We start from the raw sequence: 20430 nt of genomic DNA, 5'->3' as shown, positions 1-20430 counted from the left end.
GTCTGCCGCCCTGACTACTCAGGCCGTCTGGCGGGCCTGTAAAAACAGGTTATCCCACATGCCAATCACCAGCGCCTGGTCCCGCGGCGATAACTCCCCGGCGGCAATAGCGTTTTGCAGGCTACGGGTGACCTGAATCTGCAGCGCCTGCGGCGTGTGGTCATCCAGTTGTTCCACTTCCGCTACTGCCAGGGTTAAATGGCCACGCAGATAACCGCTGGCAAATAGCTCATCGTCACTGGCGTGCTCAACCATATCGTCAATCAGGGCCAGAATACGCGCCTCAAATTCTGCGATCATCTCAATTCCTCTGTTAAATAATCCCTTCTGCATCACAGGTCGTCCGGCCAGGGGAACTGCGAAGCGGTCAGAGAAGGCCTGCCATAATAGTCAGCCAGGGCTGAAATAAAGCGTGCGGGTCGGGCAGGAATGCCCGACGCCAGATAGCTCATGACCTGGGCATGAACCTTACGCTGAAAGCCAATGCGATCTGGCTCACAATCGCCTTCGAGATTGTCACAACTGACGTTGAAGGGAAAGCCTGCGGCTACACAAAACATCCACTCCAGTGCCTGCGGTTTAACCTCTACCGATTCAAACTGGCTCTGCGTTTGCGCATCGCGTCCGTCCGGGCAATACCAGTAGCCAAAATCCACTAACTTACGCCGGGCTTCGCCAGCAATGCACCAGTGTGAAATTTCATGCAGTGCGCTGGCATAAAACCCATGGGCAAACACCACCCGGTTCCAGGGTGATTCATCATCCGCTGGAAGATAGATCGGTTCGTCATCGCCTTTAATTAGACGGGTCTGAAAGTCGTGGCTAAAGCACTCATCAAACAGCGTAATAAGCTGCGCGTAATTATGTGTTGTTGTCATTAACTCATCACGTAAAAGTATTACAGATTCAGCGTGCTCAGCCAGGCCATCAATTCGCTGCCGTGGCTGTCCCAGAGCAACTTCATGCTCATTACCGCCGAAACGATGACCACCATCGGGCGAATCAGCCTTTGTCCGCGTGCCAGCACCAGTCTGGCGCCCAGTCTTGCACCACAGATGGCGCCCAGCATCATAATCAGGCCAGTGCCCCAGACCACTTTCCCACCAAAGATAAAGAACAGCAGGCTGCCGAAGTTCGAGGTAAAGTTAAGCAGTTTGGCATGCGCGGTCGCTTTCGCCAGATTGAAGCCACACAGCGTGACAAAACCCAGCGCATAAAATGAGCCTGCGCCCGGGCCGAAAAAGCCATCATAAAAACCAATACAGCCACCGCCAACAAGGGCAAAAGGCAGTCCCTTCAGGCGATGCACCCGGTCTTCTTCGCCGATGCGCGGCATTAACAGGAACCACATGCCGATCGCGATAAGCAGCAGCGGTAAAATCTGCCGCAGAAAATCAGCCTGCAGGTGCTGAATCAGCACCGCCCCGCCCACCGCGCCCAGAAACGTCATGGCGATGTTCAGCCGCTGCTCACGTAGCGTAATGGCACCCCGTCGTACAAAGTACAGGCTGGCCGAGAAAGACCCGCCAACCGACTGCAGCTTGTTGGTTGCCAACGCCTGGGCCGGTGACAGCCCGGCCGCCAGAAGCGAAGGCAGCGTCAGCAGTCCGCCTCCGCCCGCAATCGAATCAATGAAACCGGCCAACAGTGCAATAAAAAACAGCAGGACAATCACCAGCGGGCTGGCAATAAACCACTCCATGGGAACCCTTACAGTAAATGTTTATCCAGTAGCGCCTGGCAGGCTGGGGGCAGCGGCGGTGGTTCACGCTTCACAGGCGCAGAACCGGGCTGCTTCGGCAGGAACCAGCTCTGGAGCTCAGCACCACATCCATCCCCGGCTGGCGGTGGAGCCTGCTCTTCACAATCCGGACTGCCCTGTGGGCAACGTAAACGGACATGCATGTGGGCGCGATGCGCAAACCACGGGCGCACCTTACGCAGCCAGGCCCGGTCCGTGCCGGCATCGGCACACAGCTGCTTTTTAATCGCCGGATTGACGAAGATACGCGTGACATCTTCATCTTTCGCCGCCAGCTTTATCAGGCTGTCAATCTCAGGCTGCCAGTGGCGCGCCACCACGTTCTTGTCGTCAGCGGTGACGAGGTCCAGCGGCTGAGGCTTAAGCAGCTGCTGCGCGCTCCAGCGAGTTTTAGGCAGTTGCAGCCAGATGTCCACGTCCAGGCCGGTTTGGTGGCTGGCATGACCACTGCTGAAGCGCCCGCCCGCCGCCATGCCCATATCGCCAATCAGCACGTTCCCCAGTTGCAGATTGTGCGCCTGGGTGGCGAGACGCTGGATAAACAGGATCAGGTCAGGGTGACCATAATAGCGGCGCTGATCCTGACGCATCACCTGATAATTCGGCGAATTGAGCGGCAGAGCCTGCGCCCCGACGATACAGCCATTGGCAAAGCCGCCAATGGCCGTCGGTTGACCCGCAATCGGGTGCTGGATGCGCTGCCACGGCGTCGCCGCCAGGCTGGCCGCGCTCAACAACAACGCGCTCACCATCAGCATAATTTTCATTGGCTTACCAACGTGGCACGGTGGAGTTCACATCGCCACACTGCGCGCGCTGGCGCAGCAGATGATCCATCAGCACGATGGCCATCATAGCCTCGGCAATCGGCACGGCACGGATGCCTACGCAGGGATCGTGGCGACCTTTCGTGATCATCTCCACCTCCTCGCCGTCGCGGGTGATGGTTTTCCCCGGCACGGTAATACTGGAGGTAGGCTTCATCGCCAGATTGGCGCTGATGGTCTGACCGCTGCTGATGCCGCCGAGAATACCGCCCGCATGGTTGCTCTGGAAACCACTGGCGCGAATTTCATCGCGATGCTGACTGCCACGCTGGTTAACCACGGCAAAACCGTCGCCGATTTCTACCCCTTTCACCGCATTAATGCTCATGAGCGCATGCGCCAGGTCGGCATCCAGGCGATCGAAAACCGGCTCGCCCAGGCCGGGTGGTACGTTTTCCGCCATGACCGTGACCTTGGCACCGATAGAATCCCCCTCTTTTTTCAGGCCGCGCATCAGCTCGTCCAGCGCTTCCAGCTTGTCCGCATCCGGACAAAAGAAAGGGTTCTCTTCCACAATGCTCCAGTCTTTCAGCTCACAGGCCACGTCGCCGATCTGCGCCAGATAGCCGCGAACCACAATATCGTGCTTCATCTGCAGATATTTTTTGGCAATCGCCCCGGCGGCCACGCGCATCGCGGTTTCGCGTGCTGATGAACGGCCGCCACCACGGTAGTCACGCGTACCGTACTTCTGCTCATAGGTGTAATCCGCATGGCCAGGACGGAACAGATCTTTTATGGCACCGTAATCCTGCGAGCGCTGATCGGTGTTCTCAATCAGCAGGCCGATCGAGGTACCGGTGGTCACACCTTCAAACACGCCAGACAAAATTTTCACCTGATCCGGCTCACGGCGCTGGGTGGTATAGCGCGAGGTGCCTGGACGACGACGGTCGAGATCGTGCTGGATATCGGCTTCGGTTAACGGGATGCCCGGCGGCACGCCATCAACAATACAGCCCAGGGCAATACCGTGAGATTCACCAAAGGTGGTGACGCGAAAGAACTGTCCGATGCTGTTTCCGGCCATTGAGATTCCTTGTTACGGTTTGACGGGCGAAAGTTCGCCCATCCTTTTAGTCTTTATAAAATGAGAAATGGTGCTGTGCATCCACGATCTGCTGGCGGGTGAGCATAAAGACGCCGTCGCCGCCGTTGTCGAACTCCAGCCAGGTAAAGGGCACATCAGGATACTGTTCCATCATGTGCACCATGCTGTTGCCCACTTCGCAAATCAGCACGCCCTGTTCGCTCAGGTAGCCCGGGGCGCAGGCAAGAATGCGGCGCACCAGTTTAAGGCCATCGCTGCCCGCAGCCAGCCCCAGTTCGGGTTCATGCTGATATTCGCTCGGCAGATCGTCCATGTCTTCCGCATCGACATAGGGCGGATTCGTCACGATCAGGTCGTACTGCACCGGCGGGAGTTCGCGGAACAGGTCGGCGCGGATTGGCGTGACGTGATGAATCAGGCCGTGCTCTTCAATATTTTGCTCGGTGACCGCCAGCGCATCGTGGGAAATATCCACTGCATCCACTTCTGCGTCCGGAAAGGCATAGGCGCAGGCAATCGCAATACAGCCGCTCCCGGTGCACATGTCCAGAATATGTCGCGGTTTGTCGGTGATCAGACCGGCAAAGCGGTTTTCAATCAGTTCCCCAATAGGCGAACGGGGAACCAGAACCCGTTCATCAACGTAAAACTCATGGCCGCAGAACCAGGCTTTATTGGTGAGATAGGCGACCGGGATGCGCTCGTTCACGCGGCGAATGACGCGCTCAACAATGCGATGGCGTTCGCTGGCGGTCAGGCGCGCATTGCGCATGTCTTCCGGAATATCCAGCGGCAACCACAGCGTGGGCAGGACCAGCTGGACAGCTTCGTCCCAGGGGTTATCTGTGCCGTGTCCGTACCAGATGCCAGCAGCGGTAAAGCGGCTCACTGACCAGCGCAGCATATCCTGAATGGTGTGCAGTTCGTTCACTGCCTCATCGACGAAAATTTTGTCCACGTAGCCCTCCGCAGGCCTTTTACTAATTCGGCCGATAGTTTGCCACGAAGCCGAGCAGAATTCAGCGCAGCAAGATGAAAAAGCTGACAATTAATGACAGTAAACGGTAAGGTAACGGCTTCTGCTGTTAATCAGCCACCTCAGATATAATTCACGACAAATGAGTAAAAAACATACCCTGAGCCAGGATGATCAAGCGCTGTTCCGTCAGTTGATGACAGGCACACGAAAGCTAAAACAAGACACCATCGTGCATAAACCGGTGATTAAAACCCGGGAAGTGCCGATAAAAAGGCTGCTGTCTGAACAGGCGGATAACAGCCATTATTTCTCTGATGAGTTCCAGCCGCTGCTGTCCACTGAGGGCGCGACGCGCTATGTGCGCGCGGACGTCAGCCATTTTGAGCTGAAAAAGCTGCGTCGGGGCGACTACACGCCAGAGATTTTTCTCGATCTGCATGGATTAACACAGATGCAGGCTAAACAGGAGCTGGGCGCGCTAATTGCCGCCTGCCGACGCGAACACCTTTTTTGCGCCAGCGTGATGACCGGACATGGTAAACATATTTTAAAGCAACAAACGCCGCTTTGGCTGGCCCAGCATCCCTGGGTGATGGCGTTTCATCAGGCACCCAAAATGTTTGGTGGTGATGCCGCCCTGCTGGTGCTGATTGAAGTTGAAGAGTGGCAGCCGCCCGCCCTGCCCTGACATTCGGGTACAAAAACGTTATCCATATCTTGTCCATCTTCCTCGCTTTTCCCCTGATCCGGGGGAAAACGCGTTACCCGACGCTGACTTAATGCCACTTTTTCACCGCGCGCGTTCCCGCATTTACCCGTTTGTTCTCCCCACTTATGTTCAGGCAGACGCAGACTATTTGCTTAAGTAATTATTTATACTGAATACAATTTGCCCGCTGCCGATAACGTCTAAGTATTTAGGCACATGACGTTGGTGTATTTTGGCACATTGACCAAGGGAACATTTTGAATGAGTGGGTTAAGTCGTTTTTTTGAGAATTTAAACGTGGGCAAAAAGCTCATGCTCGGGTTTGGACTGATTTTGCTTTTAAGTCTGGCCGTCGCGATATGTGGTATTAAAAATCTTAACGATATCAGCATCCGGGCCGAAAAACTCAGAGAGCTGAAAAGCGTTAATGACCGGTTTTCTCAGGCCAAAGATGCCCGACTGCAGTTCGTTAAAACGCATGATGAGAAATTCATCGACATAAACGAAACCATGCTGAAAGAGGTGGATCAGAATCTGAAAAACCTGGGCGCTTTCCGCTGGGATGCCAGTCAGCAGGCCATGATTACGGCGATGCCGTCCGCCATTGCCACTTACCGGCAGAAACGGGCCGAAACCGTGCAGGCCGTCCGTAACGGTACGCAGGCGTTGCAGAATCTGTCCGTGGCAGATGAGATGCGCGAAATCAGCCAGCTTGCCACCAGCAACAGCGGCGACCCACAGACGGGCCCGGCGTTACAGGAAATTAATAAGCATCTGGGCGGCGTGGCGGTGCGCGTGAAACTCTTCGGCCTTGAGCACAAAGACGATGACCGCAATGCCTTGAGCAGCTTCCTGTCGGAAACAGCGCAGCTGATTGCGCAGGTTAAACCACGTCTCAATCCTGCAGATGGTGCGGCCCTTGAAAAAGTCAGTGCACAGCTTGAGGCGAAACAGGGTGAAATCTCTGCGCTGATGGCATCAGTGGCCTCGGGCGATGAGGCCACCGCGCAACTGGCGGTGGCGGGCAAAACCCTGACCGACATGAGTAACGCACTGTTTACGCAGCAACTCGATGCGACCAATCACGATGCGAACCAGGCTGTCTGGCTGATGACGGTGATCATTATCGCCGCTGTCGTCGCAGGCATTCTTATTGCCTTGTTTATTACCCGTCAACTGACGCGTCCTCTCTCTGAGCTGCTGAACGTGGCTAATGAGATGGCGCGTGGCAACCTGAGCATTACGCTGAAATCATCCCGTCGGGATGAACTGGGCGAATTAATGCATGCGGTCGCTGAAATGAGCGATGAACTGCGTCGCATTATCAGCGGCATCCGCAGCGGCGTAACCAGCGTCAGTCAGGCTTCAGCCGAAATTGCCTCGGGTAATAATGATCTGTCAGCCCGCACGGAAAGTCAGGCGGCGGCCCTTGCGCAGACAGCCGCGAGCATGGAGCAACTGACGGCGACGGTCAAGCAGAACGCAGACAACATCCATCATTCAAGCCGTCTGGCGCAGCAAACCTTCGACACCGCCAGTCGCGGCGGACAGCTAGTTACGGATGTGGTGACGACCATGAATGAGATCACCACCAGCTCCGGTAAAATCTCAGAAATCACCTCTGTCATCAACAGCATCGCCTTCCAGACCAATATTCTGGCCCTGAATGCCGCCGTAGAAGCAGCACGGGCCGGTGAGCAAGGTCGTGGCTTTGCCGTGGTAGCCAGCGAAGTGCGCAATCTGGCGCAGCGCAGCGCGCAGGCAGCGAAGGAGATTGAAGCACTGATTCACGATTCCGTGGCGCGCATCAATGCGGGTTCACAACTGGTTAGCCAGACGGGCAATACCATGGGGGAAATCGTCAACTCGGTGAGTAACGTAACAGATCTGTTAAACGAAATTTCTCACGCATCGGAAGAGCAGAATCGCGGCATTGCGCAGGTTGGCGTGGCTATCGTTGAAATGGATAACGTGACGCAGCAAAACGCGGCCCTGGTGGAACAGTCCTCTGCGGCGGCAAGCGCGCTCCATGACCAGGCGCAAACGCTTGCGGGATCAGTATCACGTTTTGTGATTGCCTGACCTGCAGGAAAGAAGCGGACGGGAATGACGTTCGGTGGTCGTTTTCATAGTCGGGCCAGTAAATGGCCCGACAGCATTACATTGCTTTCGCGAGTTTTTTGGGGCTGACCTGCCATAGCAGCTTGCCCTGACTTTCAGCCGGATCGAAGTCAACGCAGGCAATGGCTGAGGTGGCAAACATCGGTGGGGTTTCCTGGGGGCAAAGCTCCGACACCAGATAGCCCACCAGTGGCAAGTGAGAGATAACCAGCGCTGATTCAACCCCTTCATTCGCCAGTGCCTGCAAATAGCATCCGACCAGACCGGGGTCGCCGCCGGGCGTCAGTTCCGGCAAAATATCCTCCCCTTCTGGCAATGGGAACGCCTCACGAAATGTGGCAAGCGTCTGCTGCGCACGGAGATAGGGGCTGACCAGTACACGTTCAATGTCAACAGACTGATCTTTTAACCAGTTTGCCATTTGACGTGATTCATCACATCCACAAAGCGTTAAAGGCCTGACTGAATCACTGGCAGCCTCAAGAGCCGCATCGCCGTGACGCATGATAAAAACTTGCATAAAGCACCGCTGTTGTTTGTCGACATCGCCTGATGCATTCGCGTCAAGCGCTTCATTCTGCGAATGAACGTCGTGTTGTACCCTAATGACTTCAGTATAGTCAACCGGTTGTTTATTAAATAAGCACCTGTCAGATTCGTGCAGCGCCTCACGCTTGTGCGGCGCGATTCTAACCCCCTGAATCGGAGTGGGTATTCGAATTTATGAAGAAGTGTAAAACTTTGTCTGCTGCTCCGCTGCGCGCAGTAACGCGTCACAGGGCGCAAAACGGTCTCCGTACTGTTGCTGAAGCCGCGTTAATCTGTTGACGATTTCTGCCGCGCCCAGCCTGTCGATATAATGGAACGGGCCGCCCAAAAAGGGGGGGAAACCAATGCCAAATACTGCACCGATATCGCCGTCCCGCGGCGAGCGGATAACCTGCTCATCCAGGCAACGCACCGCTTCGTTTAACATCATCATCATGCACCGTTCGGCAATCTGGACGCCGCTTTGCTTTGCCACCGGCCGGGTCTTCACTAAGCCGTACACCGCCGGATCGACCTTTTTACGCGCCAGACGCGACGTTCCGTACAGGTAGAATCCCCTACCGTTTTTGCGTCCTTTGCGACCGTCTTTGATCACGGCATCCAGCGCGGAAGGCGCGGCAAACCGCTCACCATAAGCCTGCTGCAGGCCCGGTGAAATCTTACTGCCGACATCAATGCCAACTTCATCCAGTAGCTGAACCGGCCCCACCGGGAACCCCGCCTTTACCAGCGCCCGATCAATATGATCGATCGGTTCCCCCTCCACCACGCAGCGCATAGCCTCGTTGATGTAAGGTGTGAGGATACGGTTGACGTAAAATCCAGGTTTATCGGCCACCACTATCGGCGTTTTACCCTGTTTTCGCGCCAGCATTACCGTACTGGCAAGCGTTTCAGGCGATGTTGTGGCATGCGGGATCACCTCGACCAGCGGCATTTTTTCCACCGGGCTAAAATAGTGCAGGCCGATGATGTTCTCCGGGCGCCGCGACGTCGCCGCAATCTCCGCAATGGGAATCGATGAGGTATTGGAAGCAAAGATCGTTTGAGGCTGACAGTTCGCCTCGACGTCCGCCACCATCTGTCTTTTCAGATCCAGGTCCTCGAAGACCGCCTCAATCACGATATCGCGCTGGGTGAATCCCTCATAGTCTGTGCTGCCGCTGATGCGCGCCATCTGCTGCTGACGCTGTGCCGGACTGATTTGCCGGCGTTTCACTTTTTTACTCAGCACATCCCAACTGGTTTGCAGGGCATGGTTGATGCCTTTAAGGCTGATATCCTTGATGCGCACCGGTAGCCCCGCATTAACGGCACTGACGCTGGCGATCCCGCCGCCCATCAGCCCGCCGCCCAACACACCGACACGTTGGATTGGTCGTGGTTCAGCCTGGGTGCCGTTCTCTTTCTTCATTGCAGTGGAAGCAAAAAACAGGCTGCGCAGCGCGGCCGACTCTGGCGTCATCGCCAGTTCGCCAAACGCCCGCGCTTCCGCGGCATAACCCGCCTGGCTGCTCTGCTCCAGGCCGATGCGAACCACCTCGATAATGCGTCGTGCCGCTGGGTAGTTACCCTGGGTTTTTCGATCGGTTTCGCGTCTGACCAGTGCGAACAGCGCCTGACGCGCCATCGGGCCCTGCAGCAGACGATCGCGCAGGGGCAGCGGCGCTCTACGGTATTTACCCTTCTTCACCAGTTCAACGGCAGCGTCAAGCAGGATGGCCTGCGGCACGGCATCATCAACAATGCCCAGCTTTTTCGCCTGTCTGGCCCGCAGGTTCTTACCGGTAAGGATAAGCGGTAAGGCTTTCTGTACGCCGATTAAGCGAGGCAGGCGTTGCGTGCCGCCCGATCCCGGCAGTAGTCCCAACTGCACTTCAGGCAGGCCAATACGGGTTTTATCGTCCAGCGAACAGATGCGCGCGTTGCAGGCCAGCGCCAGCTCAAGCCCGCCGCCCAGACAAGCACCATGGATTGCCGCCACCACAGGAAATGGCAATGCCGCAATCGCCGCCATCACGTCCTGCCCTTGTCTGGCCAGCGCTTCTGCCTCGTGGGCGCTCTGGCAGCGATCGATCATGCTGATATCGGCCCCTGCAACAAAGTTGTCAGGTTTGCCTGAAATCAGCACCAGCCCCAGCAGTTGCGGATGCTTGCGTGCTTCCGCAATAATTGATGCAATCTGTGCCGCGAATGCCGCTTTAAGCGTATTCATCTTTTCATTGGGTACATCAATGGTGATCACGCCTACATGATCGTCCCGCATCTGTAATGTGAACGCGCTCTGTTCCATTATTCGGCCTCCAGAACCATTGCTGCCCCTAAACCCCCGGCGGCGCAGGCGGTGACTAAACCCAGCCCTCCGCCCCGGCGGCGTAATTCATTTAACGTCTGGGTAATCATGCGTGCGCCGGTTGCGGCAAACGGATGCCCAAAGGCGATCGATCCGCCCGAGACATTAAAACGCGCCTCGTCAACTTCGCCCAGCGCATGGGCGCGGTTTAACACGTCACGGGCAAAACCTTCATCACGAAACATTTTCAGGTTGCTTAACGTCTGAGCGGCAAAGGCTTCGTGCATATCAATCAGGGTCAACTCCTTTAAGGTTATCCCGGCACGATCCAGCGCCAGCGGCGAGGCGTAGGCCGGCCCTAGCAGCATGTCCTGCCAGACGTCGATGGCAGTAAACGCATAGCTGCGTAAATAGCCCAGCGGCTGTATTCCAAGCTCTTTTGCCCGGCCTTCACGCATTAAAATGACTGCAGCGGCTCCATCGGTAAGTGGCGTACTGTTTGCCGCAGTAACGGTACCGTGCTGACGGTCAAATGCCGGACGCAGCCGGGCATAGTCGGCGGCTTTTGCATCCATACGCACATTATTATCTTGCTCAATGGGCGCTTTCCACGGCGGCACGAAGGCGGCCATCACCTCCTGACTCAGTACGCCTGACTGCCAGGCCTGGGCCGCGCGCTGATGCGAGCGCAGGGCCAGCGCATCCTGCTCTTCCCGGCTGATGCCATGCGTTTTGGCCATCTGCTCGGCGGTATCCCCCATACGTAATCCCGTTGAGTACTCCGCAACGGCTGGCGGAACCGGTAACAGATCTTTAGGGCGCAGCCGCCGGAGAATGTGCAACTTCTGTGAAAAGCTACGCGCTTTATTCATATCCACCAGCGCGCGCGCCAGCGTTTTACTGACCCCAATAGGCAGCACAGATGAGGAGTCTGCCCCGCCTGCGATGCCGGCAGAAATCGTCCCTGCCAGTAAGCTTTCGGTGACGTTTGCCACCGCCTGAAAGCTGGTGGCGCAGGCGCGGCTGACGCTGTAAGCATCGGTATTGACGCTCAGGCCACTGCTTAAGACGATCTCACGTGCAATGTTTGGCGCTTCCGGCATTTGCACCACCTGACCAAAGACCAGTTGCTCAATCACCTCAACCGGGAGTTCGCTTCGGGCCATGATTTCGCTGATCACCATGCGGCCCAGTTCAACCGCAGGGATGCCGTGAAAACCCGTGGCCTGGCGAAGAAAAGGGGTGCGTAATCCGTGGGTTATGGCGATGCGCTCGCCATTACGCGTCAGCAGTGACTGCGCTTTGCTCATTGTATCCACCTGTACATCGTGACCGAGGCATCATTGCCGAAAGAGGTCTGACCTGATCCACAGTGTTAACCACAAGCGGGTGCGCCGCCAACATCAGGAGGAGAAAAGTGAGATAAGAAACACGAAAATGAAAAACGCCGCAGAGCAGCGGCGCCGAAATGTTTAACGTAAACCCAGTTGGAAAATCAGGGTTTCGGCCTGACAGCTAAAGGTAAAGTCGATATTAAGCTGCACGCCACCGGCTTCTTCCACCATGCTGGAATCAATAACGCAGGGTTCTGACTCGACCTGGCGCGCCCTTTCCGTCAGCTGCGCCAGTTTCGTTTCGGCATCGGCGCGATTTTTACACCATGCTGACCAGTTGGCCGTACAGTCTGAATTATCCATCACCGTACCAACATCAACGCAACAGCACGCAGCCGTTTCCGTCGCGCTACATTTTTTTAAAGCATTTGTCATGATTTTCTCCTGACATCACATCATAAGGTGGGTGAGTTTTGTGCTGAAAATTTTACGCGCTCGCTTATCAACCCGCTACACACACCGCGCTAAGTGACGAATATCACAATAAAATTTGATGTGGATCAGTTTTGCGCCTGCCGCTCTGCCTGTTTATTCCTGAGAAGTGTTAAGCAGATCGAATTTTCACCTATCAAATTGGAAATATTTTAAAAACAATATTGCAACATGTGTACAGGTCGGACCTATACTCTCCGCACTGGTCTGATATGTGCATTTGACATCAGTCCATACAATCCGCCGTTCCTTGTTACGCGACGTCACAACGTTAAATAATAATTCACATGAGGTTGTGGTCATGAACCATAAAAACCTGTTCGCAAAGTCAGCCGTGGCAGCTGCAGTAGCGCTTATTTCCTCTAACGTATATGCAGCCGGATTTCAGTTAAATGAATTTTCTTCCATTGGTTTAGGTCGCGCTTATTCTGGCGAGGGCGCAATGGGTGATACGGCGGCCTCAGCCAGTCGTAACCCGGCAACCATGGCACTCATGGATCGCCCTGAATTTTCAATCGGTGCGGTTTACATCGATCCTGAAGTGGATATCAGTGGCCAAAGCCCGACGGGCCGCAGCCTCGACGCGAAAAACATCGCACCGAACCAGTGGATCCCTAACCTGCACTATGTCCAGCCGATTAACGATCAGTGGTGGGTTGGCGCGTCAGCGACGTCTAACTACGGCCTGGCGACAGAGTTTAACAACGGTTACACCGCGGGCGGGTTGGGCGGCAAAACTGACCTGATGACGGGTAACTTGAACCTCAGCACGACTTATCGTTTGAATGAGCATTTCAGCTTCGGGGTAGGTTTTGATGCTGTATATGCCAAAGCTAAAATTGAGCGCTATGCTGGTGAAGCGGGCGCACGGCTCGGTATACCCGCAGATACGCAAGTTGCCTATCTTAAGGGAGATAAATGGGGCTACGGCTGGAACGCTGGCGTACTCTACGAAGTCGATGACAATAACCGTTTTGGTTTTACCTACCGCTCCGAAGTGAAAATTGACTTTGATGGAGACTATAAAAGTAGCCTGCCATTCAATCCTCGTAATAACCCAGAAGTTACTAATCTCCCGACAGGTACAAACGGCTCTACAGTTCCCGGCGCGTTAACCTTAAACCTGCCGGAAATGTGGGAAGTTTCAGGCTGGCATAAAGTGGCACCACAGTGGGCCGTGCACTATAGCCTGGCCTACACCAGCTGGAGCCAGTTCCAGGAGCTGAAAGCCACGGGCTCAAACGGCCAGACGCTGTTCTATAAAGATGAAGGTTTCCACGATGCCTACCGCATCGCACTGGGTACCACCTACCAGTACGACAAAAACTGGACCTTCCGCAGCGGTATCGCGTTTGATGACAGCCCGGTGCCGGCTGACAAGCGTTCTATCTCTATCCCGGATCAGGACCGTTTGTGGCTGAGCGCCGGTGCCTCTTATGCGTTTAACGACGATGCATCGGTAGACGTCGGCGTGTCTTACATGCACGGTCAGAAAGTGACCGTGCAGGAAGGCACCTATACCTTTAACTCGAGTGGTAAAGCCTGGCTGTATGGCGCAAGCTTCAACTACAAGTTCTGATGCGCGAAATGCATAAAAAAAGCGACACTGAGTGTCGCTTTTTTATTGCTCACAGGAACGTCACACGTCATGCAGCCTGGTGCCCCTGTAACAGCTTCACTTCATCACTCCGGGCCGCTTATCAGGCCGCCCTTGCGACAGGCGGCTTCTGACGAGTCATGATTTACTGCGAATCAATGTCTTTCAGATCGTCCTGGATCGCCGCCGCATTCGGATTGTCTTCTGGCTTCAGCTTGCCGCCGCGCGCCAGGAAGTCGTAGCGCTGGAAATAGGCGCTACGGATAAAGGCGTAAGGATCGCGTTGCTGTTTCAGGATAGCATCCGAGTCCAGCAACTGTGCGCGCGATTCGATGCCTTCCAGCGTCCATTTACCGATGGACATGGGCCAGGTCAACCAGCCAAGCACAGGATAAAGCGTATCGACGTAATCGCCGCCGTCCTGACGTATCGTGAAGCTGCCATAGGCCGGTAACTGCACATAAGGGCCATAGCCCACGCCATAGTGACCGAGCGTGGTACCAAAACGCTGCGGTCCCTGGCGCGCCAGTTCCGGATTGGCTTTACCGGCGACATCAATGAAACCGCCCAGCCCCAGCACCGTATTCAGGAAGAAACGTGTAAAGTGGATACCTGCATTGCGCGGCTCGCCGACCAGAATCGCATTTACCATACTGGCAGGTTCGCTGAGGTTGCCCAGGAAGTTGCTGAGGCCTGCGCGGGCAGGCACGGGAACATAGTCGCGCCAGGCCACTGCCACAGGGCGCAGCACGTAAGGGTCCAGCACGTTATAGTTGAAGTTAAACATTGTGCGGTTAAAACCTTCAAGCGGATCGCTACGCCCTGCAGGCGCATCGTCAACAGGCTTTGAACTGGCACAACCAACCAGAAGCACACTGGTCAAAGCCAGGCTGGTCAGGCGGTGATCCATTTTTTTCTCCCTGTGCATATAAGTTATTTATACCCTGCTACGTTTCAGCGGGCAGATCAGCGCAGTCCAGCAAGCATAGCTGATATCTCCCATGCGGTTGGCAGATTCAGACATTGCCAGACGCCAGCCGGTTAAGGCTGCTGTTTATCAATCGCGACGTCAATGTGCTGATGACCATCCCAGGGGACGACCGCGCTGACGCCAAACCAGTCACCCGTCTCAGGATTTGCGCGGCCATTACGTGAAATTCTGACGCGAACCTGGATCTGTTTCTGCGCCGAAAGACGTCGGTCCTGTAACATAGCATTGCTGTCATCCAGCGTCAGCGACACGGGAAAATGTCCGGGCGAAACCCGTTTCACCGCCACCGGTACCGGCGAGACGCCGTCAGTCACCGAAATATACATGACTCCGCCCGGCGGTAACATTTTTTCTGCCTGGGGGGAAAGCGTGACCTCCACGGCCAGCTGCGTGCTTTGCTGCCCGGCATCGGTTTTAGCCTGTTCAATGCTGCGTGCTATGCCGTCGCGTCGCGCATCGTTGGCGGGTAACGCATTCAACAATTCTTGCCAGCTGTCTATCGCCTGCGAATACTGCTGTTGTTCAAACGCATTATAGGCCAGCAGGCTCAGGGTGCGGATATCCTGCGGATGCTGTTTGAGCAGTTCGTTAAGCAGCAGCCCGGCCTGGCGGTTATCCTGAGGATCGCCCGATCGCGTCAGCACCTCGGCATAATCCTGCTGCAGAGCAAAATTATTCGGTGCCAGCTGCAACGCATGCTCGAAAGCCTGACGCGCACCCGTGGCATTATTGAGTACCATACCGAGGCGGCCCAGCATCGCCCAGCCACTGAGGTTATCAGGTTCGTTTTGTAGCTGGCTGCGCAAACCGAGCTGCAGGCGAGAGAGCTGCTCTTGGGTAAGTGGCCGGGCATGGGGATCCATGAGCTGGGCGCGCAGCGCCGGATACGCTTCCTGCACCTGGAGCCAGCCACTTAACTGCGTTAAGCCACCGGTTTTAAGATAGCTTGCCAGTGACACGACAACTAAAACGATCAGGCCGGGTAACAGCACCCAGCGGCGGCTGCGGTGTGAGTGGGCATCCGAAGCGGGCGGAATATCGCTAAGCAGGGTTTGCTGTAACTCCTGCTCCATCACGACGCGATCGGCAATCACCCCCTGCTCTTCATCCTGCGTCAGTTCAGCCAGCCGCTGCTGATAAAAATGCGTATTAAGGTTGTCGCGCGCCGCTGTATGGGTTTCACGTTGACGCCAGCCTGCGGCTAAAAACAGTATGCAGGCCGCCAGCAGCAGCACAAAAATCGTGATTAAAAAAACGGCCATTATCGTTTCCTGTCCGATTTCAGAATCGCCGCCAGACGCTGTTGTTCCTGGTCATCAAGCTCGCTTCGGGTTTTACGCTGACGACTACGCCACACGATCACGGCACCGCCCACAATCACAAACAGCGCCGGGCCGGCCCAGAGGATCAGGGTTGAGGGCGTGACAGGCGGCTGATAACTGACGAAATTGCCATAACGCGCCACCATATAGTCGATGATTTGCTGACGGCTCTGCCCCTGCTTCATCAGTTGATAAACTTTCAATCGCATATCTGACGCAATCATCGCATTAGAGTCGGCGATGCTGTTGTTCTGGCATTTGGGACAGCGCAGCGAGGCCGTGATCTCACGGTACTGCTCTTCCTGTGCCACGGAGTCAAACGCATAGGTATCAATCGCGGCCCACAGGCTGGCGCTGAACAGCAGTCCACAGAGCATCATCATCAGGAATTTCATGCGCCGCTCTCCTTCGTGTATTTATCCCACAAGGGTTTGACTTCCTGCTGCCAGACGCGCGGGTTCAAATCCCCGGCGTGGCGATAGCGAATAATGCCTTTGCCATCAATCAGAAAGGTTTCAGGTGCGCCATAAACGCCGAGATCGAGGCCTAACATCCCGTTGCCGTCATACAGGCTGAGCGCATAAGGATTACCGAGCGTGTTCAGCCAGTTCACCGCCTTCTGGCGATCGTCCTTGTAGTTCAACCCTACAACCCGAACGCCCTGCTCTGCCAGCTCATTAAGGTAGCGATGCTCGGCGCGGCATGTCGGACACCAGGTTGCCCAAACGTTCAGCAACAGCGGTTTACCGGTGATCAACGTTTGCTGATCATAGGTTTTGCCTGGCTTATCCAGCGCCTCCAGCCTGAACACCGGTAAAGGCTTACCAATCAAGGCCGATTCCAGCCGCGAAGGATCGTCCCCTTCCGCATTACGTGATAACTGCCACAGCAGCGCGGCAGCCAGCAGTAAAAATAATCCCAGCGGAATAAACAGAATTTTTTTCATGCCCTTACCTCGCGATCGGCTTTCTTGCGCGAGCGGTAGCGCGGGTCCAGTAAACAGAACAGCCCTCCGACGGCCATAAACAAGCCGCCAAACCAGATCCAGCGCACAAAGGGTTTGTAGTAGATACGCACCGCCCAGCTACCGTCACTGAGCTCTTCACCCAGCGCGGCGTAAAGATCGCGGGTAAAGCCGCCGTCAATCGCCGCCTCGGTCATCATGGTGCGCGCGGCAGAATAAAAGCGTTTTTCCGCATACAACACGGCTTCTGGCTTGCCCTTGCGGGAAACGTCAATGACCGCCACGCCGCCACTGTAATTCGGGCCTTGTAAGTCCTGAACATCACGAAAAACAAAATGGTAGTGATGGATGTCGATGCTGTCGCCCGCTTTCATGCGCACGTCGCGCTCAACGCTGTATTGGGTGCTGAACGCAATGCCAATAACGGTGACGCCCACGCCGAGATGTCCAAGCACCATGCCCCAGTGACTGCGCGAAAGGTGACGTAATCCGGTAAAAAAACGATGACGATGAGTGGCACGCTCATGCAGCTCCATCAGGGTCAACAGGATGATCCATACCGCCATCAGTAATCCCACCACCGTCATGGCTTCAACACGATCCTGCAACCACCAGGGCAGCAGCACGGAGGCCAGCAGCGTCACGAGCAGCGCTATCAGCAGACGGCGCACCAGCTTTTGTGGTTCATCGCGTCGCCAGCGCACTAACGGCCCAATACCGAGCATTAACGCCAGCGGAGCCATCAGCCAGCTGAACATGGTATTAAAGAAAGGCTCGCCAACCGAAATGCTGCCCAGCCCGAGTTGCTTATGAACCAACGGTAACAGCGTACCCAGCAGGACCACCAGCATGGCCGCGATTAGCACCACGTTATTTCCCAGCAGAAAAGATTCTCGTGACCAGAGCTCATTTTGCACCCGACTGCGCACCTGGCCGCCTTTAATGGCATACAGCAGCAGCGAGCTGCCAATCACGATGACCAAAAATGCGAGAATAAACATGCCGCGCGCCGGATCGGAGGCGAAGGCATGTACCGAGACCAGCACGCCGGAACGGACCAGGAAGGTGCCGAGCAGGCTCAGGGAGAACGCAGTAATTGCCAATAACACGGTCCAGGCTTTGAAGGTGCCGCGTTTTTCCGTCACTGCCAGCGAGTGCATTAACGCGGTACCCGCCAGCCACGGCATAAAGGAAGCGTTTTCCACCGGGTCCCAGAACCACCAGCCGCCCCAGCCCAGTTCGTAATACGCCCAGGCGGAACCCAGCACAATGCCAATGGTCAGGAATAACCAGGCGGCGGTAGTCCAGGGACGCGACCAGCGCGCCCAGGCGGTATCCAGCCGTCCCGCCATTAATGAGGCGATGGCAAAAGCAAAGGCCACAGAGAAGCCGACATAGCCCATATACAGCAAGGGCGGATGAAAGATCAGGCCGATATCCTGCAACATTGGATTAAGATCGTGACCGTCCACGGGAAAATCGGGCAACGTCCGGCTAAACGGGTTTGAGGTGAGGATAATAAACAGCAAAAAGCCCAGATTGATCATCCCCATCACTGACAACACCCGGGCCAGTTCGTCCTGCGGCATACCACGGCTGAAAATCGCCACGGCCAGCGTCCAGCAACTCAACAGCAGCACCCACAGCAGCAACGAGCCTTCATGCGCGCCCCAGGTGGCCGCAATGCGGTAGTAAACCGGCAGCAGTGAGTTTGAGTTGTTGACGACATAGCTCAGAGTAAAGTCGTTAACGATAAACGCCCAGACCAGTAGCATAAAAGCCCCCGCAACGCAGACAAACAGCCCAACGGCAAGCGGACGCGCCATGCCCATCAGGCGGGCATCCTGGCGCCAGGCACCCCACAGCGGATAGACGCTGAGCAACAGCGCTAAGGCTAATCCAAGACAGAGTAAGAAACTGCCCAGTTCTGGCATCATGGTGTAGGTCCTGCCGGGTTATTCGCGACCTGTTGCCCAGAGGGGGCGGGTTTCATCGCGGCGCTAATTTCGGGAGGCGTGTAGTTTTCATCATGTTTTGCCAGCACTTCTTTGGCTTTGATCAGGTTGCCGGGTTCAAGTACGCCCTGCGCGACAACGCCCTGACCTTCGCGGAACAGATCCGGTAAAATGCCGACAAAGCTCACGTTGACCACACCCCGACCATCATAAAGCTGGAAGGAAACCGCCAGCGTGTGGGGATCCCTCGTTACGCTGCCAGGCATCACCACGCCGCCCACGCGCAGGCGCTGTCCGGGCTCAGGCTTGATGTGTGCATCGCCTTTTCCCTCCAGGATTTCACCCGGCGTATAAAACAGATCGATATTGGACCGCAGCGCATACATCACCAGTGCGGTCGCCAGCCCAAGTCCGGTAAGTATCGCCACCACGACATACAGGCGATTTCGACGGCGGGTATTCACTTCTCTTCTCCTGCCGTAGGGTTGGCGGTGCGTTTAACGTTGGCCGCTCGCAGGCGGCGCTCCCGCGCATCACGCTGGCGAATGTCCGCCAGCAAACGTCGGTGTGACCACATACTATGTAAGATCAGGGCGAAAAGCGGCACCAGCGTGCCTGCCACCGCCAGCCAGACATAAAAGGCGTAGCCGCCCATGGCAACGAAGTCATGCCATGAGGCAAAAGCGGGGGTCATACTTTGCTCCTTGTCTTCGCCAAGGCAATTGCCCAGGGACGTTTACGTTCCGTAAGCAGAATCAGGTTACGTAAGCGCATCAGCGTTAAGGTGATAAACAACAGCAGGTCACCCAAAATGGCCCAGCGCAGCGGCGTGCGCATCGGCGGCGCGATCGCCTGTTGCAGCAACCCGGACGATCCCTGATGTAAGGTATTCCACCACTGCACAGAGAAATGAATGATGGGCAGATTGATCACGCCGACCAAAATGAGCACGCCTGCGGCCCGCCCGGCCATGCGACGATCGTCGAAGGCCTGATACAGCGCAATCACGCCCAGATATAAAAACAGCAGCACCAGTTCTGACGTCAGTCTGGCATCCCATATCCACCAGGTTCCCCACATCGGCTTGCCCCAGGCAGAACCGGTGACCAGCGCGATAAAGGTAAACACGGCACCGATCGGTGCCATCGCCGCTGACACTAAATCGGCCATTTTCATCTGCCAGACCAGCCCCGTGAACGCCGCAACGGCCATCGCGCTGTATATCCCCATCGACCACATGGCCGCCGGAACATGGATATACATAATGCGAAAGCTGTCACCCTGCTGGTAGTCTGCCGGTGCATAGCCAAATCCCCAAACCCAGGCCAGCAGCAGTACCGCCGCACTGGCCAGAGCAAACCACGGCAGCAGGCGACTGCACAACTGATAGAGCCGTTCGGGCTTAGCCAGCTGATGTAATGCTTTCCACATGTTCAATTGCTCACATTAAAATAAACGCTAATAACACGTCTGATGCGTGCTGA

At 55.8% G+C, this 20430-nt stretch carries 21 protein-coding genes; 3 read left to right on the top strand and 18 right to left on the bottom strand.

Going from position 1 to position 20430, the window contains the following annotated elements; translation table 11 throughout:
- Positions 1–18: 18 nt before the first annotated feature.
- The 6 genes from GKC68_RS07220 to prmB are packed head-to-tail and all read right to left on the bottom strand — an operon-like array spanning position 19 to position 4598.
- Positions 19–300 (bottom strand): YfcL family protein, encoded by a 282-nt coding sequence (locus tag GKC68_RS07220; protein WP_028725015.1) that lies wholly within the window; start codon positions 298–300, stop codon positions 19–21.
- A 32-nt stretch (positions 301–332) separates the two neighbouring features.
- Positions 333–878, bottom strand: a complete 546-nt coding sequence (locus tag GKC68_RS07215) for an elongation factor P hydroxylase (protein ID WP_028725016.1) — start codon at positions 876–878, stop codon at positions 333–335.
- 20 nt (positions 879–898) lie between these two features.
- Positions 899–1702, bottom strand: coding sequence for a sulfite exporter TauE/SafE family protein (locus tag GKC68_RS07210; RefSeq protein WP_047714221.1), 804 nt, complete (start codon positions 1700–1702; stop codon positions 899–901).
- An 8-nt stretch (positions 1703–1710) separates the two neighbouring features.
- Positions 1711–2529 carry a penicillin-insensitive murein endopeptidase gene (mepA, locus tag GKC68_RS07205; RefSeq protein ID WP_047714222.1) on the bottom strand — a complete coding sequence of 273 codons (819 nt, stop codon included), beginning with the start codon at positions 2527–2529 and terminating at the stop codon, positions 1711–1713.
- Between the two features lie 4 nt (positions 2530–2533).
- On the bottom strand, positions 2534–3619 hold the full coding sequence (gene aroC, locus GKC68_RS07200) for a chorismate synthase (protein ID WP_028725019.1): 1086 nt from the start codon (positions 3617–3619) through the stop codon (positions 2534–2536).
- Between the two features lie 46 nt (positions 3620–3665).
- A complete protein-coding gene (gene prmB, locus GKC68_RS07195; RefSeq protein ID WP_342656714.1) occupies positions 3666–4598 on the bottom strand; it encodes a 50S ribosomal protein L3 N(5)-glutamine methyltransferase in 933 nt (310 codons plus the stop codon).
- Between the two features lie 160 nt (positions 4599–4758).
- Between prmB and smrB the strand changes: the two genes are divergently transcribed.
- Both smrB and GKC68_RS07185 read left to right on the top strand, forming a co-directional pair.
- A complete protein-coding gene (smrB, locus tag GKC68_RS07190; RefSeq protein ID WP_047714223.1) occupies positions 4759–5307 on the top strand; it encodes an endonuclease SmrB in 549 nt (182 codons plus the stop codon).
- A gap of 282 nt (positions 5308–5589) precedes the next feature.
- Entirely contained in the window at positions 5590–7410 is a 1821-nt protein-coding gene (locus tag GKC68_RS07185) for a methyl-accepting chemotaxis protein (protein WP_342656713.1), read from the top strand.
- A gap of 76 nt (positions 7411–7486) precedes the next feature.
- On the opposite strand, the gene sixA is transcribed toward GKC68_RS07185, so the two are convergent.
- The 4 genes from sixA to GKC68_RS07165 all read right to left on the bottom strand — a co-directional run bounded on the left by sixA (position 7487) and on the right by GKC68_RS07165 (position 12060).
- A complete protein-coding gene (sixA, locus tag GKC68_RS07180; RefSeq protein WP_028725022.1) occupies positions 7487–7969 on the bottom strand; it encodes a phosphohistidine phosphatase SixA in 483 nt (160 codons plus the stop codon).
- 201 nt (positions 7970–8170) lie between these two features.
- Positions 8171–10291 carry a fatty acid oxidation complex subunit alpha FadJ gene (gene fadJ, locus GKC68_RS07175; protein ID WP_064366517.1) on the bottom strand — a complete coding sequence of 707 codons (2121 nt, stop codon included), beginning with the start codon at positions 10289–10291 and terminating at the stop codon, positions 8171–8173.
- The gene (gene fadI / locus GKC68_RS07170) at positions 10291–11601 is read right to left on the bottom strand and encodes an acetyl-CoA C-acyltransferase FadI (RefSeq protein WP_058706946.1); all 1311 of its coding nucleotides are present in this window, start codon (positions 11599–11601) and stop codon (positions 10291–10293) included. Before fadI ends, fadJ begins: the two co-directional genes overlap by 1 nt.
- A gap of 162 nt (positions 11602–11763) precedes the next feature.
- Positions 11764–12060, bottom strand: a complete 297-nt coding sequence (locus GKC68_RS07165) for a YfcZ/YiiS family protein (RefSeq protein ID WP_058706947.1) — start codon at positions 12058–12060, stop codon at positions 11764–11766.
- A gap of 358 nt (positions 12061–12418) precedes the next feature.
- Between GKC68_RS07165 and fadL the strand changes: the two genes are divergently transcribed.
- Positions 12419–13696 carry a long-chain fatty acid transporter FadL gene (gene fadL, locus GKC68_RS07160; RefSeq protein WP_047714228.1) on the top strand — a complete coding sequence of 426 codons (1278 nt, stop codon included), beginning with the start codon at positions 12419–12421 and terminating at the stop codon, positions 13694–13696.
- Positions 13697–13859: 163 nt separating this feature from the next.
- Here fadL and mlaA read toward each other — a convergent pair whose 3' ends face one another.
- From mlaA to GKC68_RS07120, 8 genes are all read right to left on the bottom strand, one after another.
- Complete coding sequence (gene mlaA / locus GKC68_RS07155; RefSeq protein WP_089528042.1) at positions 13860–14624, bottom strand: phospholipid-binding lipoprotein MlaA; 765 nt, start codon at positions 14622–14624, stop codon at positions 13860–13862.
- Between the two features lie 131 nt (positions 14625–14755).
- A complete protein-coding gene (gene ccmI, locus GKC68_RS07150; protein ID WP_015699817.1) occupies positions 14756–15967 on the bottom strand; it encodes a c-type cytochrome biogenesis protein CcmI in 1212 nt (403 codons plus the stop codon).
- On the bottom strand, positions 15967–16422 hold the full coding sequence (locus GKC68_RS07145; RefSeq protein ID WP_015699816.1) for a cytochrome c-type biogenesis protein: 456 nt from the start codon (positions 16420–16422) through the stop codon (positions 15967–15969). Before GKC68_RS07145 ends, ccmI begins: the two co-directional genes overlap by 1 nt.
- Positions 16419–16973 carry a DsbE family thiol:disulfide interchange protein gene (locus tag GKC68_RS07140; RefSeq protein WP_015699815.1) on the bottom strand — a complete coding sequence of 185 codons (555 nt, stop codon included), beginning with the start codon at positions 16971–16973 and terminating at the stop codon, positions 16419–16421. Before GKC68_RS07140 ends, GKC68_RS07145 begins: the two co-directional genes overlap by 4 nt.
- Entirely contained in the window at positions 16970–18928 is a 1959-nt protein-coding gene (locus tag GKC68_RS07135; RefSeq protein ID WP_342656712.1) for a heme lyase CcmF/NrfE family subunit, read from the bottom strand. The genes GKC68_RS07140 and GKC68_RS07135 overlap by 4 nt, the downstream gene beginning before the upstream one ends.
- On the bottom strand, positions 18925–19410 hold the full coding sequence (gene ccmE / locus GKC68_RS07130; protein ID WP_206115112.1) for a cytochrome c maturation protein CcmE: 486 nt from the start codon (positions 19408–19410) through the stop codon (positions 18925–18927). The genes GKC68_RS07135 and ccmE overlap by 4 nt, the downstream gene beginning before the upstream one ends.
- On the bottom strand, positions 19407–19640 hold the full coding sequence (gene ccmD / locus GKC68_RS07125) for a heme exporter protein CcmD (RefSeq protein ID WP_089528045.1): 234 nt from the start codon (positions 19638–19640) through the stop codon (positions 19407–19409). The genes ccmE and ccmD overlap by 4 nt, the downstream gene beginning before the upstream one ends.
- On the bottom strand, positions 19637–20377 hold the full coding sequence (locus tag GKC68_RS07120) for a heme ABC transporter permease (RefSeq protein ID WP_064366513.1): 741 nt from the start codon (positions 20375–20377) through the stop codon (positions 19637–19639). The genes ccmD and GKC68_RS07120 overlap by 4 nt, the downstream gene beginning before the upstream one ends.
- Between the last annotated feature and the right edge of the window lie 53 nt (positions 20378–20430).

This window comes from Pantoea sp. RSPAM1 (assembly GCF_038816185.1).
Classification (GTDB): Bacteria; Pseudomonadota; Gammaproteobacteria; order Enterobacterales; family Enterobacteriaceae; genus Pantoea; species Pantoea ananatis.
Note: the sequence above shows the minus strand (reverse complement) of the source record. Positions and strands in the feature narration are given on the sequence as shown.

Coding starts and splice junctions, on each gene's coding strand:
- GKC68_RS07220 (WP_028725015.1), bottom strand. CDS start 300: ATGATCGCAGAATTTGAGGCGCGTATTCTGGCCCTGATTGACGATATG.
- GKC68_RS07215 (WP_028725016.1), bottom strand. CDS start 878: ATGACAACAACACATAATTACGCGCAGCTTATTACGCTGTTTGATGAG.
- GKC68_RS07210 (WP_047714221.1), bottom strand. CDS start 1,702: ATGGAGTGGTTTATTGCCAGCCCGCTGGTGATTGTCCTGCTGTTTTTT.
- mepA (WP_047714222.1), bottom strand. CDS start 2,529: ATGAAAATTATGCTGATGGTGAGCGCGTTGTTGTTGAGCGCGGCCAGC.
- aroC (WP_028725019.1), bottom strand. CDS start 3,619: ATGGCCGGAAACAGCATCGGACAGTTCTTTCGCGTCACCACCTTTGGT.
- smrB (WP_047714223.1), top strand. CDS start 4,759: ATGAGTAAAAAACATACCCTGAGCCAGGATGATCAAGCGCTGTTCCGT.
- GKC68_RS07185 (WP_342656713.1), top strand. CDS start 5,590: ATGAGTGGGTTAAGTCGTTTTTTTGAGAATTTAAACGTGGGCAAAAAG.
- sixA (WP_028725022.1), bottom strand. CDS start 7,969: ATGCAAGTTTTTATCATGCGTCACGGCGATGCGGCTCTTGAGGCTGCC.
- fadJ (WP_064366517.1), bottom strand. CDS start 10,291: ATGGAACAGAGCGCGTTCACATTACAGATGCGGGACGATCATGTAGGC.
- fadI (WP_058706946.1), bottom strand. CDS start 11,601: ATGAGCAAAGCGCAGTCACTGCTGACGCGTAATGGCGAGCGCATCGCC.
- GKC68_RS07165 (WP_058706947.1), bottom strand. CDS start 12,060: ATGACAAATGCTTTAAAAAAATGTAGCGCGACGGAAACGGCTGCGTGC.
- fadL (WP_047714228.1), top strand. CDS start 12,419: ATGAACCATAAAAACCTGTTCGCAAAGTCAGCCGTGGCAGCTGCAGTA.
- mlaA (WP_089528042.1), bottom strand. CDS start 14,624: ATGGATCACCGCCTGACCAGCCTGGCTTTGACCAGTGTGCTTCTGGTT.
- ccmI (WP_015699817.1), bottom strand. CDS start 15,967: ATGGCCGTTTTTTTAATCACGATTTTTGTGCTGCTGCTGGCGGCCTGC.
- GKC68_RS07145 (WP_015699816.1), bottom strand. CDS start 16,422: ATGAAATTCCTGATGATGATGCTCTGTGGACTGCTGTTCAGCGCCAGC.
- GKC68_RS07140 (WP_015699815.1), bottom strand. CDS start 16,973: ATGAAAAAAATTCTGTTTATTCCGCTGGGATTATTTTTACTGCTGGCT.
- GKC68_RS07135 (WP_342656712.1), bottom strand. CDS start 18,928: ATGATGCCAGAACTGGGCAGTTTCTTACTCTGTCTTGGATTAGCCTTA.
- ccmD (WP_089528045.1), bottom strand. CDS start 19,640: ATGACCCCCGCTTTTGCCTCATGGCATGACTTCGTTGCCATGGGCGGC.
- GKC68_RS07120 (WP_064366513.1), bottom strand. CDS start 20,377: ATGTGGAAAGCATTACATCAGCTGGCTAAGCCCGAACGGCTCTATCAG.